This is a genomic window from Kribbella sp. NBC_00382 (assembly GCF_036067295.1).
Taxonomy (GTDB): domain Bacteria; phylum Actinomycetota; class Actinomycetes; order Propionibacteriales; family Kribbellaceae; genus Kribbella.
Genome location: NZ_CP107954.1, coordinates 8,469,868 through 8,486,922, shown reverse-complemented (window position 1 = coordinate 8,486,922; position 17,055 = coordinate 8,469,868). Strand labels below are relative to the sequence as shown.

Sequence of the window (17,055 nt, the reverse complement as noted above, 5' to 3'; positions counted from 1 at the left end):
TTGTGCCTGTACTTTTGTCTGAGCGCCGTTTTCACCTCGTACGACCGATAGGAGTCACCGTGGCTACGCCACCTCGCAACCCCCGCTCTGGTCCGGGCGATCGCTCCGGCCGTGGTTCGTCCGGCGGATCGGGTCGTGCCGGCGGCGGAAACACCGGCGGTCCCCGCTCAGGCGGTTCCTCCGGCGCCCCTCGCGGCGGTTCGACCGGCGGCCCCCGTGGCGGCTCTAGCGGCGCGCCCCGGGGCGGTTCGTCCTCCGGCGCCCCCCGCGGTGGCTCGAGCGGCGCGCCTCGAGGAGGCTCGTCGTCGGGTGCTCCCCGCGGCGGATCTGGCGGCGGCTACAGCGGCGGCTCTTCCGGCGGTTCGTACGGCGGCAGCTCCTCCGGCGGTTCCCGGGGCGGTTCCGGTGGCTACGGCGGAGGTTCGTCCGGCGGTTCGCGGGGTGGCTCTGGTGGTGGCTACGGCGGTAGCTCTTCGGGTGGCTCGCGTGGCGGGTCGTCTGGTGGAGCGCGTGGGTCGTGGAGTGCTTCTGGTGATGGGCGCAGTGGGGCGCCGCGTACGAGTGGGTCTACTGGTGGTCCGCGGAGTGGTGGGCCGCGTCGGGATGACAAGCCGGCTCCGAAGCGGAACACGCGGTGGGACGACAAGGGCGATCCGGGACGCGACCCGTTCAAGGGACAGCTGTCTGACCGCGACGACCGTGGACCGCGTCGTGACGACCGTGGCAGTGCCCGTCGTGACGACCGTTCGCCTCTAGGTTCCGACGGCCGCTCCGCCCCGCGTGGCGGCGCAGGCTCTGGCCGCGACGACCGCGGCAGCTACAACCGCGACGATCGTGGCGGATACAACCGTGACGACCGCTCCGCGCCGCGTCGCGATGACCGCGGTGGATATGAGCGCAACACCCCGCAGCGTGACGACCGTGGTGGGTACAACCGTGACGACCGTTCCGCTTCGCGTGGGGACGACCGTGGTGGGTACAACCGCGATGACCGTTCCGCTTCGCGTGGGGACGACCGTGGTGGGTACAACCGTGATGACCGTTCTGCGCCGCGTGGGGACAGTCGTGGTGGGTACAGCCGCGATGATCGGTCCGCGCCGCGTGGGGACAGCCGTGGGGCTGACCGCGGGGCTTCGCGTGACGACCGCGGCGGGTACAGCCGGGATGAGCGCAGTGCGCCTCGGCGGGATGACCGTGGGGCTCCTAAGCGGGATGAGCGGTCGGCGCCGCGTACCGGGTACCAGGGTGGGGCTCGGTCTGGGCCTCCTCGGGATGACCGGCCTACTGGGTTCAGGGGTGGCGCTCGGACTGGGCCGCGGAGTGATGACCGGACGGGTTCTGTGCCGCGGCGGGACGAGCGGACCGGGTATCAGGATGCGGCTCCCCGCAACGATCGTGGACCGCGTCGGGACGACCGGCCGGCGCCTCGGCGTGAAGAGCGTGGTGGGCGCGGGCGGAACGACCGTGATCGCGGTGACCGCGGCGGACGTGGTGTCGGGCGTCAGGACGAGGAGAGGGTCGGCCCGCGCAAGGACGACCCGGTCATTCCGGTCGGGATCACCGGGGCGGAGCTCGACAAGGGGATGAAGGCCGAGCTGCGCTCGTTGCCGCGTACCCTCGCCGACCTGGTCGCGCAGCACCTGGTGGCGTCCGGGCGGTTCCTGGAAGACGATCCGGATCTTGCCTACCTGCACGCCAAGACGGCGCGACGGCTGGCGGCGCGGCTGGGCGGAGTACGGGAGGCTGTGGCGATCACGGCGTACCTGTCCGAGCACTACGCCGAGGCGCTGACCGAGTTCCGTGCGGTGCGGCGGATGACCGGCAACCATGAGGTACTGCCGGCGATGGCCGACTGCGAGCGTGCGCTCGGCCACCCGGAGAAGGCGCTGGCGTTGTCGCAGGAGAAGGCCGTGCTGACGCTGGAGGAGGGCTCACAGATCGAGATGCTGATCGTGGCGGCCGGAGCCCGGCGCGACATGGGCCAGACGGCTGCGGCGATCCAGGTCCTCGAGATCCCCGAGCTGACCAAGCGGACTCGCGCCGAGTGGTTGCCGCGACTGCGTTACGCGTACGCCGATGCGCTGGCTGAGGCGGGTCGTACGGACGAAGCCTTGACCTGGTTCCACCGCGCCGCCGGCTCCGACCAGGACGGTTCCACCGGAGCCGCCGAGCGCGCCGCCGAACTCGAAGGCCTTACCTTCACCGACCTCGACGAGGACGACGAAGACGAAGTCATCATCGAGGTAGTCGACGACCACGACGACGAGTCGGACGACGACACCGACGACGCCACGGACGAAGACGACACGGACGACGACTCCGACGAGCTCGACGCCGAAGACGACGAGTCCGATGACGTCGACGGGTCTGACGAAGACGATGACGATGAGTCCGACGACGTTCACGACTCTGACGAAGACGACGAGTCTGACGAGGACGACGCGGCTGAGTCGGACGACGATGGCGATGACTCGGACGATGACGACTCGGCGGACGATGACTCCGATGAGTCCGCTGAGGGCGGCTCGGACGATGAGGGCGACGAGGCGAAGGTCGACGGGAAGTCAGCGGAGTAGTCGCTGGATGTAATTGGTGAACGGCCCGGGTGGGCGGTGGAGAAATCTGCTGCTCGCCCGGGCCGTTCGGCTTGTCCGGGGACGGTCGGCGTGGCGGGGCGTAGGCGCCGGGGAGCGACGAGAATGGGGCGATGACAGCCGAGGTACGACCAGGTACGCCGACAGCCGGAGCAGCGGTGGGCGAGTCGGCTGCGCCGCCCGCTGACGTCTCGGCCGGTACGCCCTCAGCCGATCCAGCGGCCGGCGAAGGGCCAGCCGGTACGCCCCCAGCGGATGCACCGACCTCCGAAGGGTCGGCCGGTACGCCCTCAGCCGATCCAGCGACCGCTGACGGGTCGGCGGGTACGCCCCCAGCGGATGCACCGACCGCTGAAGGGGTGGCGGGTACGGCCCCGGCGGGTGGGGCGACCGCTGACCAGCGGGGTGGTGAGTTGTTGGTGGGGGAGTTGGTGGGGCGGGCTGTTGAGAAGGGGGTTCGGCGGCTAGGGAAGGCTGTGGGGATGGTGGAGCGTGGGGAGGATGACGCGATCCATCAGGTGCGGGTGTCCTGCCGGCGGTTGCGGAGTGATCTGAAGCTGTTCAGGAAGGTGATCGCGGGGGATTGGAGCGGGCGGTTGCGGGAGGAGTTGGCTTGGCTGGCCAACGGTTGTGGGGAGGCTCGGGATCTTGAGGTGATCGCGGAACTGGTGCGCGAGAGCGTGACTAGTGAGGACGATCCGGATCACGTGGCGACGATTCTTGGGACGTTGACGGTGGGGCTGGAGCGGGCGTCGGCACAGTCGGCCGAAGTGGTGCTGGGGCAGCGGACCGCCTTGCTGGTAAGGGATTTGAAGGTGGTTGCCGAAGCCCCCGAACTCAACGAGCTGGCCGGGAAGACGAGCGCCGAACTGCTCCCGAAGCTGCTCAAATCGGCCCGCCGGAAGTTCGAAGACTCGGCCGAGTTGCTGAAGCCGTGGTCGCCGGATGATGACTGGCACGAGGTCCGGTTGCTGGCCAAGCGGGTCCGGTACGCCGCCGACACCAGTGCCTCGGTGCTCGGCGATGAGGCGCGCGACGTTGCAGTACAGGCGGCGAGGTTCCAGGAGCTTTTAGGGCAGCACCAGGACCATTGCGCGGCGGCCGATGCGCTCACCGGACTGGCCAAGGATGCGGCCGCTCAGAGCGACGCGGAGCTGTCCTTCACGCTCGGACGGCTGACCGAGCGCCACCGGGCGGCACGCAAGCCGCTGTGTGAGGAGTTCCTGGGCCAGTACCACCGGCCATGAGCAACTAGCTGAGCATCCGGAACAGCAGCCCCACACGCGGCTTGGGACCGAACGAGGTCGCCTTCTGCGGCAGTACGACGCCGCGCACGGCTGACCGCAGTACCTGGTCCATCCGAGGCGCTACGAGCTCCACTGCGGCCTGCTGCGGCCCAGCGAGGGCTACTGCGTCCGCAAGCGCGTGGTGGAAGGTGATCTCGTCCGCAGGCACTCCCCAGGCGGGCAGCAACTCCCTGTGGAGCAGGGCGACAGTAGGAGTCACCTGACCCTCCGTGGACTGCAGCGTCACCCAGGAGGTGCCGTCAGTGATCGCTATGCGGTCTGGCACGCCCTCCACGCGACCAGGGAGCACCTGCCAGCCGTCCGGCGTACGGGAAGACACCAGGTCCAGGGTGAGCCCCGGTACGACGCGGTGGATCGGGTCAAGCGTCAGCGGGTGCCGGTCGTTGTCGACCAGCATGGCGAGGCCGACGTCGGTGCCGTCGCGGTTGGGTTCGCGCCGGTTGCGCTCCAGGTACGCCGCGTAGCGGTGGTGGCCGTCGGCGATCAGGGCCTCGTGGGTCGCGAGTTCCTCGGCGATCTTGGTCAGCAGCTCCTGGTCGTCGATCCGCCAGATCCGGTGGTGTGCGCCGTTCTCGGTGTCGGCGACCAGCCACGGCTCACCCGCGCGGGCCTCGTCGACGGCGTCGCTGGCCACCTGGCCGCCGTTGTAGGCGAGCAGGATCGGCTCCAGATCCGCATCGGTCGCCTCCATCAGCTCGAACCGGTCGTCGACCCACTGCGGCATCACGTCCTCGTGCGGCAGTACCACCCGGCGAGCCGGATCGAGCGCGAGCGAGCCGACCAGCCCGCACAGTACGGCGCCCTGGAACTGCTGCTCGTACACGTAGAGAGCGGGTCGGCCGTCCTGGATCACCACCCCCTCGCGCTGCCACGTGGAGAGTCGCCGGGCGGGCTCGTCGTACCGGCCGGGGCCGAGGTCGGGATCGCGTGGAAGGATGAGCCTCACCATGTTGTGGAGATCAGAGTCAGTCAGCCGCCGGACGATGGCGGGTTCCAGTACGTCGTACGGCGGCGAGGTCACCGCGCCGAGTGCGCTCACCTTGCCCGCGACGAACCGCCAGGCCCGCAGCGGGTCGAGCCGCAGCACGCTTGCGGACGCTTCTGACATGGGCGGCATCGTACGGGGGGAAGCATGACCAAGACACAGGAATCGCCCGCTCCACTGTCGGCTTGTGACGAACCGCTCGCCGCCCGGTACGACGTTGCGCTGCTCGATCTGGACGGCGTGGTCTACGTCGGCCCGGATCCCGTGCCGGACGCGCCGGAGAACCTGCGAAAGGCCGCCGCCGAGGGTATGCGGATCGGGTACATCACCAACAACGCGAGCCGGCCGGCCTCCGTGGTCGCCGAGCATCTGGCGTCGTTCGGGCTGGACGTGATCGGCGAGGACGTCGTCACCTCGGCGCAGGCTGCGGCGAAGCTGATCGCGAAGGAGTTCCCGAAGGGGTCGCCGGTGCTCGTGGTCGGTGGCGAGGGGCTGATCGCGGCGCTCGAGGAGTACGAGCTGAAGCCGGTCCGGAGCAGTGACGCGAACCCGGTGGCCGTAGTACAGGGCTTTCATCCCGATGTGAACTGGGTGATGCTCGCGGACGGTGCGCACGCGATCAACGAGGGCGCCAAGTGGTTCGCGACGAATCTTGATCTGACGATTCCGACCGCGGGCGGCAAGGCGCCGGGCAACGGGACGCTGGTCCAGGCGGTACGGGCGGCTGTCGAGGTGGATCCGGTGGTGGCCGGCAAGCCGGAGGCGCCGTTGCTGGAGACGAGCATCGAGCGGCTGAAGGCTGAGCGGCCGTTGATGATCGGGGACCGGCTGGACTCCGATATCGCCGGCGCGCACAACGTCGGGATCGCCAGTCTTTGGGTTGCTACCGGCGTACACGATGCTTATGACCTCGCGGCGGCGCCGAAGAACGAGCGGCCGACGTACATCGGTGCTGGGCTCGGCGCCTTGCGGCAGAAGCATCCGGGTGTGACGGTCGACGGCGCGAAGCACAGCTGTGAAGGCTGGACCGCTTCGGTTGTTGACGGCGCAGTGGCTGTGACGGGCGAGGGCGAGCCGTACGACGGGTTGCGGGCGATCCTGTCAGCGACCTGGGCGGCAGTGGACGCACCGGCCAAGCCTGCTGCGAAGACGGCAGCAAAGAGCGCTGCGCGGGGGCGGCGGCCGTTGCCGAAGCCGGCGCCGGAGCTGGGTTCGATCGAGATCGGAGCGGCCCTGCACCGGGTCGGTCTGGACAAGTAACCGCTGGTATGGGCGTAGGTGGGCTGGTATTACGCGGCGGGCGCGATACCGTGGCTGGCAACTGAGCCTGACCGGGGCGACGGCGCCAGGACAGCATCAAGTCGGAGGTTTCTCATGGTGATGGATGCATTGCGCGGCTACGTACAGCTGGCGAACGGCCTGACCGAGGTGACCAAGCAGCGTGCGCAGCAGGCCGCGAAGGCGCTGTTGCAGCAGACCGGCGCGGACGCGCTGACGGCCGGCGTGACCACCAAGGTGAGCGACCTGGCCGAGGAGATCGTTGCCACCAGCAAGAGCAACCGGCAGCTGCTGCAGGCGATCGTGGCGAACGAGGTCGAGGGCGCGGTGGCGCGGCTCGGGTTCGTCCGGTCCGAGGAGGTCGCGGCGCTGAGCCGGCGGGTTGACGGTCTCGAGCGCGAGCTGTCGGACGCTCACGACGCGTTGGCCGCCGCTTCGGCTACAGCTGCTCCGGCTCGGGCTGCCTCTGCTCCGGCGCCTGCGGCTGCGGCGTCCCGACCCGCGGCGAAGAAGTCTGCCGTGACCGTGAAGAAGGCTGCGGTGAAGACGCCGGCCATCAAGAAGACCGCTGCCAAGAAGACGACGGCCGCTGCGCCCGCCAAGAAGGCCGGGGTCAAGAAGACGGCAGCCAAGAAGACGGCCAAGAAGGCCCCGGCGAAGAAGGCGTGACGTGACCGACTACCCCGGCGAGCAGTTCCCCCCGGCGGTCGACCCCGACGTCGAGCCGGGCTACGACCCTGAGCCCGACGAGCAGCCCCGCCCCGACTACGACACCGAACCCGGCCCCGAGTCCCACACCCGTTGGGTGAACCCGACCCTCCAGGGCCGCCCCCACACGGACCCCCTCCTCGCAGGCTTCACCGTCTACGGCGACCCCACCCCAGAACCAGACCCGGAGCCGGTGGAAGACACCGAGCAGGCTTTCGAGGCCTCGCTGGAGGAGCCGACGCAGCATTCCTTCGTGGACGACGGACTGGACGAGTCGTACGACGACCAACCGGCCGAGCCCGTAGCCGAAGCCGAGCTCGTAGCCGAAACCGAGCCCGTAGCCGAAGCTGAGCCGGCCTCCGAGCCAGTGCCGGAGCCGCAGCACCACGCTGCCCCAGCACCTCCGGCCGCCGACTCCTCGCCACGCCCCCCAGCCCCCTCACCCGCCCAGACTTTCCCGCGACCGGCCGCGCCTTCGTCTGGCCAGGCTTCGCCGGGGCCGGATGTGGTGGTTGAGCGGCCCGCTCCTCGTCCGGGGGTACCTGGGCAAGGGTTCGCCCGGCCCGTGCCCGGGCAAGGCTTCGCCCGGCCCGGCTCGCCGGTGCCCTCGGCACCCGCCGCCCACGCGCCCGCGGTACCGGGCCCTTCGGCGCCTGGTGCTGCCGCGCATGCGCCCGCAGTACCGGGGCCTTCGGCACCTGCTGCTGGTGGGCTGGCGGCTTCTGCGGCTCCTCGGCCGGGTGCGCCTACGCCTGGTGCGGCGTTTCCTCGTCCTTCCACCCCGGCGCCTGCAGTACAGGCTGCCGATGAGCCTGCTGAGGACGGAGCGCATCCGTTGGTTGAGGATGTTATTGAGCGGTTGGATGGGTTGCGGGAGCGGGCTGTGGGGGAGCATGCGGAGGTCTATGCGGACCTGCATGAGCGGCTGCAGACGGCTTTGGTGGAGGCGGACGCTGAGCATGGCGACCGGGGTTGAGTGACCGCGGGGACGCATGGCTAAAGGGGTGAAGCGGTCCCGGCTGGATGCTGAGTTGGTTCGGCGCGGGCTCGCGAGGTCGCGGGAGCAGGCCAGTGAACTGGTGCTGGCGGGCAAGGTGAAGGTCGCGGGGACGGTTGCGACCAAGCCGGCTACGGGTGTCGGCGCGGACGCGGCGATCCTGGTCGACACGTCTGAGACCGATGATCCGGGGTATGCGAGCCGCGGTGCGCACAAGCTTGTTGGGGCCCTGGAGGCCTTCAGCGAAGTACAGGTGAAGGATCGGCGGTGTCTGGACGCGGGTGCGTCTACCGGCGGCTTTACCGATGTACTGCTCAGGAACGGCGCGGCCAGCGTGATCGCGGTCGACGTCGGTTACGGGCAGCTTGTCTGGGCGTTGCAGACGGACGAGCGCGTGACCGTGATGGATCGCACCAACGTCCGCACGCTGACCCTCGAGGACATCGGCGGCGACCCGGTCGACCTCGTCGTCAGCGACCTCAGCTTCATCTCGCTGACGATCGTGCTGCCCGCTCTGCTCGCCGTCGTGAAACCCGACGGCGACCTGGTACTGATGGTGAAGCCGCAGTTCGAGGTCGGCAAGGAGCGCCTGGGCAAGGGCGGCGTGGTCCGGGACCCGGTACTCCGCGCTGACGCGGTCCGCGGCGTCGCCCGGAAAGCGGCCGACCTGGGCTGGGGCGTGGCCGGTGTCGCGGCCAGTCCACTGCCGGGTCCGTCAGGAAATGTCGAATACTTCCTGTGGATACGCCGTACAGCGCCGCCGCTCGATGAGACGATGCTCCGGACCGCTATCGAGAGCGGCCCGCAGTGAACGTGGCTGCGTCTACAGCTGAAGGGCAGGTCCCCGTGGTCGAGCCGGAGCCCCGGCGCGTGCTGTTGGTGACGCACACCGGCCGCGACCTGGCCGTGGAGGTGGCCCGCGAGGCGCATCGGTTGCTGACCGGCGCCGGGCTGGTGGTCCGGTTGCTGACCGAAGAGTTCGAGGCGATGAAGCTCGAGCCGGTCGAGATCGCCGAGGACCCGGCGAAGGCGGCCCAGGACGTCGAGCTGATCATCGTGCTCGGCGGCGACGGCTCGATCCTGCGCGGCGCCGAACTGGCCCGCCCGCACGGTACGCCGGTACTGGGCGTCAACCTCGGCCACGTCGGGTTCCTCGCCGAGGCCGAGCGCGACGACCTGGAGCGGATCGTCGACGTGGTGGTCGATCGCACGTACACGGTCGAGGAGCGGATGACGCTCGCGGTCGACGTGTGGCACGACGACGAGCTGATCTTCGACACCTGGGCGCTCAACGAGGCCAGTGTCGAGAAGGCTGCCCGGGAGAAGATGCTCGAGGTGATGGTCGAGGTCGACGGCCGGCCGCTGTCGCGCTGGGGCTGTGACGGGGTCGTGGTCGCGACGCCGACCGGCAGTACGGCGTACGCGTTCTCGGCGGGCGGGCCGATCGTCTGGCCCGAGGTCGAGGCGATCCTGATGGTGCCGCTCAGCGCGCACGCGTTGTTCTCCCGGCCGATCGTGGTGGCGCCGACGTCGCAGCTGTCGATCGAGCTGATCGCCGCCTGGCACGGACGCGGGGTGCTGTGGTGCGACGGCCGGCGCATGGTCGAGGTACCGCCGGGCGCGCGAATCGTTGTTCGGCGTGGCAGGACGCCGGTCCGGCTGGCGAGGGCGCACGAGGCGTCCTTCACCGACCGGCTGGTCGCCAAGTTCGATCTACCGGTGCTCGGCTGGCGCGGACGCGCCGAGCGCGACCAAGCGTCACAAGAGGAGAACTAGACCATGCTCTCGGAGATCCGCATCACCGGGCTGGGCGTGATCGAGGACGCCACGCTGGAGCTCGATCCGGGCTTCACCGCGGTCACCGGCGAGACCGGGGCCGGTAAGACGATGGTCGTGACGGGCGTGAACATGCTGCTCGGCGGCCGCGCCGACAGTGGGCTGGTCCGGCACGGCGTGCGGCGGGCCCGGGTCGAGGGGCGCGCGAGCAACGTACCGAAGTCGATCGTGCAGCAGGCCGAGGACCGTGGCGGCGAGCTGGACGACGACGAGCTGCTGATCGCGCGCGAGCTGTCGTCGGAGGGTCGCTCGCGGGCGTTCCTCGGCGGCGCTTCGGTACCGGTGTCGGTACTGGCCGAGGTGTCGGGCGATCTGGTCGCGATCCACGGCCAGGCCGACCAGTGGCGGTTGCTGCAACCGGCCAGGCAGCGCGAGACGCTCGACACCTTTGCGGGCAAGGCGGTTCTGGTTCCGCTGGGGGAGTACAGCACGGCGTACCGGCGGCATCGCGAGATCGAGACCGAGCTGACCGAGCTGACCACCCGCGAACGCGACCGGCTGTCCGAGGCGGATCTGCTGCGCTTCGGGCTGGAGGAGATCGCCAAGGCCGAGCCGCTGCCCGGTGAGGACGTCGAGCTCGCGGCCGAGGAGGAGCGACTCGCCTACGCGGACGGCCTCCGTACTGCGGCCACGACCGCCGCCGACGCGCTCGCCGCCGAGGACCTGGACTCCACCCGGCCATCAGACGTACTCGGCCTACTGGCATTGGCGAAGCAGGCGCTCGACGGTGAACGCGAACACGACGCGAAGCTGGCCGAATTGGCCGACCACGCGAGCGAACTCGGGTACCTCGCCGCAGACCTGGCCGGCGAGCTTTCGTCGTACGCGTCGGATGTGGACACTGATCCGGCCCGGCTCTCTGTGGTCAGCGAGCGGCGTTCGCTGCTGAATACGCTGGTTCGCAAGCATGGTGGCGAGCAGGGCACGGTCGACGAAGTACTGGAGTGGGCGAAGCGGTCCGCAGCGCGGCTGGCCGAGCTGGACGGCAGCGACGAGCGGGTCGAGCAGCTCACCGCCGAGCTGACCGAGCTGCGGGCCCAGCTGAAGGATCTCGGCGACCAGGTCAGTACTGCGCGCCGCGAGGCGGCGGCCAGACTCGGTGTGGCTGTGTCGGAGGAGCTGAGCGGACTCGCGATGCCGCACGCGACCCTGACCGTGGAGATCCACGAGACGGCGCCCGGACCGTACGGCGCCGACGAGATCGAGTTCTGCTTCGCGGCGAACCCGGGGAGCCCGGCACGCCCGCTGCAGAAGGCTGCCTCGGGTGGTGAGCTTTCGCGGGTCATGCTGGCGCTCGAGGTGATCCTGTCGGACACGCATCCCGTACCGACGTTGGTGTTCGACGAGATCGACGCCGGCATTGGCGGGCGGGCCGCGGTCGAGGTCGGCAAGCGGCTCGCGCGGCTGGCGGAGAAGGCACAGGTCATCGTGGTGACGCACTTGCCGCAGGTGGCGGCGTTCGCCGATCGTCACGCTGTGGTGCTGAAGAGCGACGACGGATCCGTCACCACGAGTGGTCTGGTCGCGCTCGACGACGACGCCCGGCTGAAGGAGCTGTCGCGGATGATGGCCGGTCTTGAGCATTCCGACGCGGCCCAAGCGCACGCAGAGGAATTGCTCGCGCTGGCGGCCGAGCGGCACAAGAAGCCCAGGAAGAAGAAAAAAGACTGACGGAGTGCGGGGCGGAAGATCCTGGTTCAAAAGGATGATTTAACGCACCGTCACCGGGCTACGGCTTCAAAAGGCGGGCGGAAGGCTCTTGACATGGCAGGATGAGTAAGCGATGAAGCTGCCCAGTCTGCGTCGAGCACGCCCAACTGAACTGCCCGGGACCGCCGGGGTGGTCCGGCTCGATCGCCGTACCAAGAATCTCACCAAACGGCTCAAGCCGGGCGAGATCGCGGTGATCGACCATGTTGATCTGGACCGGGTCAGCGCCGAGGCACTGGTCGACTGCAAGGTCGCCGCGGTCGTCAACGTGGCGGACTCGATCTCCGGCCGCTACCCGAACCTCGGTCCCGAGATCCTGGTCGAGGCCGGCATCCCGCTCGTCGACGGGATCGGCCGTGAGGTCTTCTCCGTCCTGCACGAGGGCGAGCGCGTCCGGCTGAACGACGGCATCCTGTACCGCGGTGAGGAAGTCGTCGCGAAGGGTGTGGTCCAGGACAGCGCGTCCGTCGCCCAGTTGATGGACGATGCCCGCGCCGGACTGTCGACCCAGCTCGAGGCCTTCACCGCGAACACCCTGGAGTACTTGCGTCAGGAGCGCGACCTGCTGCTGGACGGCATCGGCGTACCGGACGTGCATACGGCGATGGACGGCAAGCACGTCCTGATCGTGGTCCGCGGCTACGACTACCGCGAGGACCTGGTCGCTCTGCGGCCGTACATCCGGGAGTACCGGCCGGTCCTGATCGGTGTCGACGGCGGCGCGGACGCCCTGGTGGAGAACGGGTACGTGCCTGACCTGATCGTCGGCGACATGGACTCGGTCAAGGACGAGACGCTCAAGTGCGGCGCGGAGGTCGTCGTGCACGCCTACCGCAACGGTCACGCGCCGGGATCGGAGCGGCTGGAGCGGCTCGGTGTCGAGTCGATCGAGTTCCCGGCGACCGGGACGAGCGAGGACGTCGCGATGCTGCTCGCCGATTCGAAGGGTGCCTCGCTGATCGTCGCGGTCGGCACCCACAACTCGCTGGTGGAGTTCCTCGACAAGGGACGCTCCGGAATGGCGAGTACCTTCATCACCCGGCTGCGGGTCGGTGCGAAGCTGGTGGACGCCAAGGGCGTCGGCCGGCTCTACCGGAGCCGCGTGTCGACCCTTCAGGTGGTCGCGCTGGTCGTGGCCGGACTGTTCGCGCTCGGGGTGGCCATGGTCGCCATCGGCGCCGACGACGTTGTCTGGTCGATCCTGCGGGCGCGCTGGAACGACTTCGTCTATTGGATCCGGGAGCTTTTCACGTGATCGACTTTCGCTATCACATCGTCTCCATCGTGGCGATCTTCTTCGCCCTCGGCGCCGGTGTGGTGCTGGGCGCCGGGCCGCTGAAGGGCACCGGCAGCGACCTGGTCCAGGCGCAGGCCGCCAAGGACCGCGACTCGCTGGCCGACGCGCGGGCCGAGCTGATCCAGGCGAAGGCCCTGGACAAGTACCGCGACGACTATGTGGCCAAGGTGACCGCCGGGCTGGCCGACGGCAAGCTCGCGAACAAGCGGATCGTGCTGGTCACGATGCCGAACGCGGACAGCGACATGACGAACTCGATCCAGGACAAGATCGAGCAGGCCGGCGGTCAGGTCACCACCCGGGTCTCGCTGGACAGCAAGCTGTTCGACCCGGGACAGCGCCAGCTGGTCGAGCCGCTGGTCAACGATCTCGTCACCAGCGATCTGCAGTTCCCGGCCGAGAGCAACACCTACGAGCGGGCCGGGATGATCCTGGCCCGTGGCGTGGCCGCCAAGGAAGACGCCAAGACGGTCGACACCGAGGCGATCAAGATCATCAACGGGCTGAGCAGCGCGAAGCTGGTCTCGCTGAAGCCGACCCCGAAGGACCGCGGCACGCTGATCGTGCTGGTGGCGGCCAAGCCGCCGACGCCGCTGCCGGACAACTCGTCGTACAACGACTCGGTCGACTTCGCCGAAGGACTCGACGCGGCCAGTGCCGGTGTGGTGGTCGCCGGGGTGCCCGAGTCCGCCCAGAACGGCGGCCTGCTGAAGGCGCTGCGCGGCGACTCGCAGGCGACCAAGGGGCTGTCATCGGTCGACGTCGCGAACCTGCCGAGCGGTCAGATGACGGTGGTCTTCGCGCTGGTCGAGCAGGCCGGCGGCAAGGCCGGGCAGTACGGCGGGGTCGATGCGAAGAACGGCGTCGCGCCGACGGCCGACCAGGTGAAGGGCAGCAACTGAGATGGGTCTGTTGGGTGCGGTGATCTCTGCTGCCGCGACGGCCGGGCTGGAGCGCGCCGCGGCGAAGTTGCCGAAGGAGAGCCGCGCGCCGTTCGAGCGGACCAACCACCGCGGCGAGACGGTCACTTTGCTGGAAGGCCCGATCGCGGTGCTCGGCGCGCTGGCCGGAGTCGCGGCTGGTCGCTCGGACGGCCGGGTGAAGGCTGCTGCTTTGCTGGCGGGCTCGGTCTCCGGTGCTGTCGGCGCGTATGACGATCTTGCCGGAGCCACCGAAACCAAGGGATTCCGTGGTCATTTGACGGCTCTGCGCCGTGGCGAGGTGACCAGCGGTTCGGTGAAGATCCTCGGAGTCGGCGCGGCAGGACTGGCCGCTGCGGCCATCTTGCCTCGTCGGTCGAAGGGCTTCGGTGGCGTCGTCGAGATCGTTGCCGATGGCGCCTTGATCGCCGGTACTGCGAACCTCGCGAACCTGCTCGACCTCCGCCCGGGCCGCGCGTTGAAGGGCATCACGGCGGTCAGCGCTCCCGTTGCTCTCGTGGCAGGTGGCCCCGCTGCCGCAGTCGTCGGAGCTGCTGCTGCTTCCGCGCCCTCGGATCTCGGTGAGCGCTCGATGCTCGGTGACTGCGGAGCCAACGGACTCGGCGCCATCACCGGTACTGCGCTCGCGTCCGCGCTGCCGCGTCCGCTGAAGGTGCTCGCCCTGGGCGCGGTCGTCGCGCTCAACCTGGCGAGCGAGAAGGTCAGCTTCACCAAGGTGATCGCGAACACCCCCGTGCTCGACAAGATCGACCAGTGGGGCCGACGCCCCCGGTGAACGCGGGTGGGCGCATCGCTCGGGCCGCCTTGTTGGTCGCGGGTGTCACGGTCCTTGCCCGGGTGGTCGGGTTCGGCCGGTGGTTGGTGTTCTCCAAGACGGTTGGTGCCGGCTGTCTTGCTGACGCGTACGCGACGGCCAACCAACTGCCGAACGTCGTCTTCGAAATCGTCGTCGGTGGCGCGCTCGCCGGTGCGGTGATTCCAGTACTGGCCGGGCCGGTCGCGAGAGGTGATCGGGCTGCGCAAGGGCGGATCATCGGTGCGTTGCTGACCTGGTCGCTCGTGCTGCTGACGCCTTTCGCCTTGCTGGCTTGGCTTTTCGCCTCGCGCTACACCTCCGCGATGCTCGACGCCGGCCCCGAATGCGGCGGCTCAGGCAACACCGCCACCCGGATGCTGCTGATCTTCGTGCCGCAGGTCTTCGGCTACGCGATCACCGTCGTCGCCACGGCCGTTCTCCAATCCCACAAGCGTTTTGCCGCGGGTGCTGTCGCTCCGCTGATCTCCAGCCTCGTAGTGGTGGCGACCTACTTCGCCTTCGCCGCCATGGCTCCCAGTGCAGACCAGGCCTCGCAGGGCGCAGCCGACTTGCTTGCCTGGGGCACCACTGCGGGTGTTCTGGCGCTAGCGCTCACTGTCCTGGTGCCGATGCTCTTCCTGCGCCTGCCGATCAAGCCGACTCTGCGCCTCGACCCGGGCGTCGGCCCCGTACTACGCAAGCTCGCTGCCGCAGGTCTCGCGGTACTGGTCGCCCAGCAGTTGGCCTTCGTCGTCACGACCTACCTCGCGAACCACCGAGGCGCTGCGGGAAGCATCGCGGTCTACACCTGGGCCAATGCCGTCTACCTGCTGCCCTACGCAGTACTGGCCGTGCCGATCACCACTGCGGTCTTCCCGCGGCTGGCGGCTGCGTATGAGTCAGGCTCAGCGTCCTTCGACCTCTACGCCGCCACCTCGACTCGAGCCGTCATGCTCGCCGGGGGAGCCGGTGCCGCGCTGCTGGTCGGTACTGCGGTCCCCGTCGCCCGCATCTTCGCGTACAACGACGGACGGGTGCAGGAAGGTCAGGCCACTTCGCTGGCTGCAGGACTCGTGGCCTTCGCTCCCGCGATCATCGCCTTCGCGGTGCTCATGCATGTCGGCCGAGTGCTCTATGCGCGGCATGCCGGACGCCAGGTCGCGGTAGTGACCGGTGGAGCCTGGCTGGTCGTCGCTGTGGCCGGGATCCTGCTCACGCTGCAGTGGGACGGTTCGGAGGCTGTAGGAGCGCTAGCGGCAGCAATGTCGATCGGCATGGTGGCAGGTGCCGTTGTACTGCTCGTGGTCTTGCGACGGGTGGCCGGACCTGGTGTGCTCGGTGGGTTGTCCCGCGCGACGCTTGCTGCGCTCGTCGGTGCAGTACTGGCCGGTGCGGCCGGGTGGCTCGTCGCACTGCCGGCTAGTGACGGTGGCTGGGGCGGTGCCCTGGTGTTCTCGATACTCTCCGGCCTGGCTGTCGTGATCGTGTACGCCGCGGTCGCGATTGCTCTGGATCGTCCGGACGCCCGAGCGCTGCTGCGCCGGGGTGTGCCAACTGTTGTGGAGGAGACGTCATGAGGATCGGCTTGCTGCTGGCGGAGTCCCGGGGTGGGATCGGGCAGCACGTCGCTTCACTGGTGCCGCGCTTCCTCGAGGCCGGCCACGAGGTTGTCGTCTGCGCCCCACCCGGTACCGCCGAACACTTCGACTTCGGCGACGCGACTGTCGTAGTACAGGCTGCTGGGTTGCGTGGCTGCGACGTGATCCACGCACACGGCTACCGAGCCGGTACTGCGGCGCTGCGCGACCGGGCCAACCTCCGCCCGCTAGTGGTGACCTGGCACAACGCCATCCTGACCACTGGGCCGCGTGGAGTCGTCATGCGACTCGGGCAGCGCCTGGTGGCTCGTGGAGCCGACCTGACTCTAGGAGCGTCTAGCGACCTCGTGGAGCTCGCCAAGTCGCTGGGCGCCCGAAAGGTGCAGTTGGCGCCGGTAGCGGCTCCAGCACTACCAGAGGCTCGTACGCCGGCCGCGGAGGTCCGCGAAGCCCTGGGCGTGGGGGACGGGCCACTGGTGCTCTCGGTTGGGCGGCTGGCCCCGCAGAAGGACTACCCGACCCTGTTGTCGGTTGCGGCGACCGTGGCGTCTCAGCGCTCAGACGCCGTCTTCGTGGTGGTGGGGGACGGGCCGCTCAAGGACAACCTGCAGGCGCGGATCGACGCGGAGGAGCTCCCGGTACGGCTGCTCGGCCATCGGAGCGACGTGGCTGACCTGCTGGGTGCGGCTGACGTGTTCCTGCTGACCTCGCACTGGGAGGCACGGGCTCTGGTGCTTCAGGAGGCGGTTCTGGCAGGCGTTCCGGTCGTGGCGACGGCGGTGGGCGGCGTACCGGAGTTGGTGGGGGACAGCGCGGTACTGGCCGCTCCGGGGGACGCGGCGGCGCTCGCGGCCGGAGTACAGGAAGTTTTTTCTGATCCGGACAAGGCGGCCGCTATGCGGACAGATGGCCTGAAATTAGCCGCGGAGTGGCCGGACGAAGACGAGGTCGCAAAGAATCTGCTCGACATCTACGCGGGTCTCGTCGCGACCACCGGCTGACAAGAGG

The 17,055-nt window shown here is 69.2% G+C and carries 14 protein-coding genes; 13 read left to right on the top strand and 1 reads right to left on the bottom strand.

The genetic code is table 11. The features are described 5' to 3' along the window. Positions 1 to 1,340: 1,340 nt before the first annotated feature. Complete coding sequence (locus tag OHA70_RS39740; protein WP_328327072.1) at positions 1,341 to 2,576, top strand: hypothetical protein; 1,236 nt, start codon at positions 1,341 to 1,343, stop codon at positions 2,574 to 2,576. Positions 2,577 to 2,707: 131 nt separating this feature from the next. Then, positions 2,708 to 3,841 (top strand): CHAD domain-containing protein, encoded by a 1,134-nt coding sequence (locus OHA70_RS39735; RefSeq protein WP_328327070.1) that lies wholly within the window; start codon positions 2,708 to 2,710, stop codon positions 3,839 to 3,841. A gap of 4 nt (positions 3,842 to 3,845) precedes the next feature. On the opposite strand, the gene OHA70_RS39730 is transcribed toward OHA70_RS39735, so the two are convergent. Continuing rightward, positions 3,846 to 5,009: a DUF1015 domain-containing protein gene (locus OHA70_RS39730; RefSeq protein WP_328327068.1), complete on the bottom strand. Its 1,164-nt coding sequence runs from the start codon at positions 5,007 to 5,009 to the stop codon at positions 3,846 to 3,848. A 24-nt stretch (positions 5,010 to 5,033) separates the two neighbouring features. Between OHA70_RS39730 and OHA70_RS39725 the strand changes: the two genes are divergently transcribed. The 11 genes from OHA70_RS39725 to OHA70_RS39675 all read left to right on the top strand — a co-directional run bounded on the left by OHA70_RS39725 (position 5,034) and on the right by OHA70_RS39675 (position 17,048). Next, complete coding sequence (locus OHA70_RS39725) at positions 5,034 to 6,146, top strand: HAD-IIA family hydrolase (protein WP_328327066.1); 1,113 nt, start codon at positions 5,034 to 5,036, stop codon at positions 6,144 to 6,146. 120 nt (positions 6,147 to 6,266) lie between these two features. Further along, the gene (locus tag OHA70_RS39720; RefSeq protein ID WP_328327064.1) at positions 6,267 to 6,833 is read left to right on the top strand and encodes a phasin family protein; all 567 of its coding nucleotides are present in this window, start codon (positions 6,267 to 6,269) and stop codon (positions 6,831 to 6,833) included. A 1-nt stretch (position 6,834) separates the two neighbouring features. Further along, positions 6,835 to 7,848: a hypothetical protein gene (locus tag OHA70_RS39715; protein WP_328327062.1), complete on the top strand. Its 1,014-nt coding sequence runs from the start codon at positions 6,835 to 6,837 to the stop codon at positions 7,846 to 7,848. A gap of 16 nt (positions 7,849 to 7,864) precedes the next feature. Continuing rightward, the gene (locus tag OHA70_RS39710; protein ID WP_328327060.1) at positions 7,865 to 8,680 is read left to right on the top strand and encodes a TlyA family RNA methyltransferase; all 816 of its coding nucleotides are present in this window, start codon (positions 7,865 to 7,867) and stop codon (positions 8,678 to 8,680) included. Positions 8,681 to 8,715: 35 nt separating this feature from the next. After that, positions 8,716 to 9,645, top strand: a complete 930-nt coding sequence (locus tag OHA70_RS39705; protein WP_328327058.1) for an NAD kinase — start codon at positions 8,716 to 8,718, stop codon at positions 9,643 to 9,645. Between the two features lie 3 nt (positions 9,646 to 9,648). Beyond that, positions 9,649 to 11,376 (top strand): DNA repair protein RecN, encoded by a 1,728-nt coding sequence (gene recN, locus OHA70_RS39700; protein ID WP_328327056.1) that lies wholly within the window; start codon positions 9,649 to 9,651, stop codon positions 11,374 to 11,376. A 112-nt stretch (positions 11,377 to 11,488) separates the two neighbouring features. Continuing rightward, positions 11,489 to 12,670 (top strand): putative cytokinetic ring protein SteA, encoded by a 1,182-nt coding sequence (gene steA / locus OHA70_RS39695; protein ID WP_328327054.1) that lies wholly within the window; start codon positions 11,489 to 11,491, stop codon positions 12,668 to 12,670. Further along, a complete protein-coding gene (locus OHA70_RS39690; RefSeq protein ID WP_328327052.1) occupies positions 12,667 to 13,614 on the top strand; it encodes a copper transporter in 948 nt (315 codons plus the stop codon). The genes steA and OHA70_RS39690 overlap by 4 nt, the downstream gene beginning before the upstream one ends. Position 13,615: 1 nt before the next feature. Further along, on the top strand, positions 13,616 to 14,428 hold the full coding sequence (locus OHA70_RS39685; protein WP_328327050.1) for a hypothetical protein: 813 nt from the start codon (positions 13,616 to 13,618) through the stop codon (positions 14,426 to 14,428). Next, entirely contained in the window at positions 14,407 to 16,026 is a 1,620-nt protein-coding gene (gene murJ, locus OHA70_RS39680) for a murein biosynthesis integral membrane protein MurJ (protein WP_328327048.1), read from the top strand. Before OHA70_RS39685 ends, murJ begins: the two co-directional genes overlap by 22 nt. Beyond that, positions 16,023 to 17,048, top strand: coding sequence for a glycosyltransferase family 4 protein (locus tag OHA70_RS39675; RefSeq protein ID WP_328327046.1), 1,026 nt, complete (start codon positions 16,023 to 16,025; stop codon positions 17,046 to 17,048). The genes murJ and OHA70_RS39675 overlap by 4 nt, the downstream gene beginning before the upstream one ends. The last annotated feature ends 7 nt before the right edge of the window (positions 17,049 to 17,055 follow it).

What these genes read in the sequence shown, in the direction of transcription:
- OHA70_RS39735 (WP_328327070.1), top strand. Translation starts at nt 2,708, where the DNA reads ATGACAGCCGAGGTACGACCAGGTACGCCGACAGCCGGAGCAGCGGTG.
- OHA70_RS39730 (WP_328327068.1), bottom strand. Translation starts at nt 5,009, where the DNA reads ATGTCAGAAGCGTCCGCAAGCGTGCTGCGGCTCGACCCGCTGCGGGCC.
- OHA70_RS39725 (WP_328327066.1), top strand. Translation starts at nt 5,034, where the DNA reads ATGACCAAGACACAGGAATCGCCCGCTCCACTGTCGGCTTGTGACGAA.
- OHA70_RS39720 (WP_328327064.1), top strand. Translation starts at nt 6,267, where the DNA reads ATGGATGCATTGCGCGGCTACGTACAGCTGGCGAACGGCCTGACCGAG.
- OHA70_RS39710 (WP_328327060.1), top strand. Translation starts at nt 7,865, where the DNA reads ATGGCTAAAGGGGTGAAGCGGTCCCGGCTGGATGCTGAGTTGGTTCGG.
- recN (WP_328327056.1), top strand. Translation starts at nt 9,649, where the DNA reads ATGCTCTCGGAGATCCGCATCACCGGGCTGGGCGTGATCGAGGACGCC.
- steA (WP_328327054.1), top strand. Translation starts at nt 11,489, where the DNA reads ATGAAGCTGCCCAGTCTGCGTCGAGCACGCCCAACTGAACTGCCCGGG.
- OHA70_RS39685 (WP_328327050.1), top strand. Translation starts at nt 13,616, where the DNA reads ATGGGTCTGTTGGGTGCGGTGATCTCTGCTGCCGCGACGGCCGGGCTG.
- OHA70_RS39675 (WP_328327046.1), top strand. Translation starts at nt 16,023, where the DNA reads ATGAGGATCGGCTTGCTGCTGGCGGAGTCCCGGGGTGGGATCGGGCAG.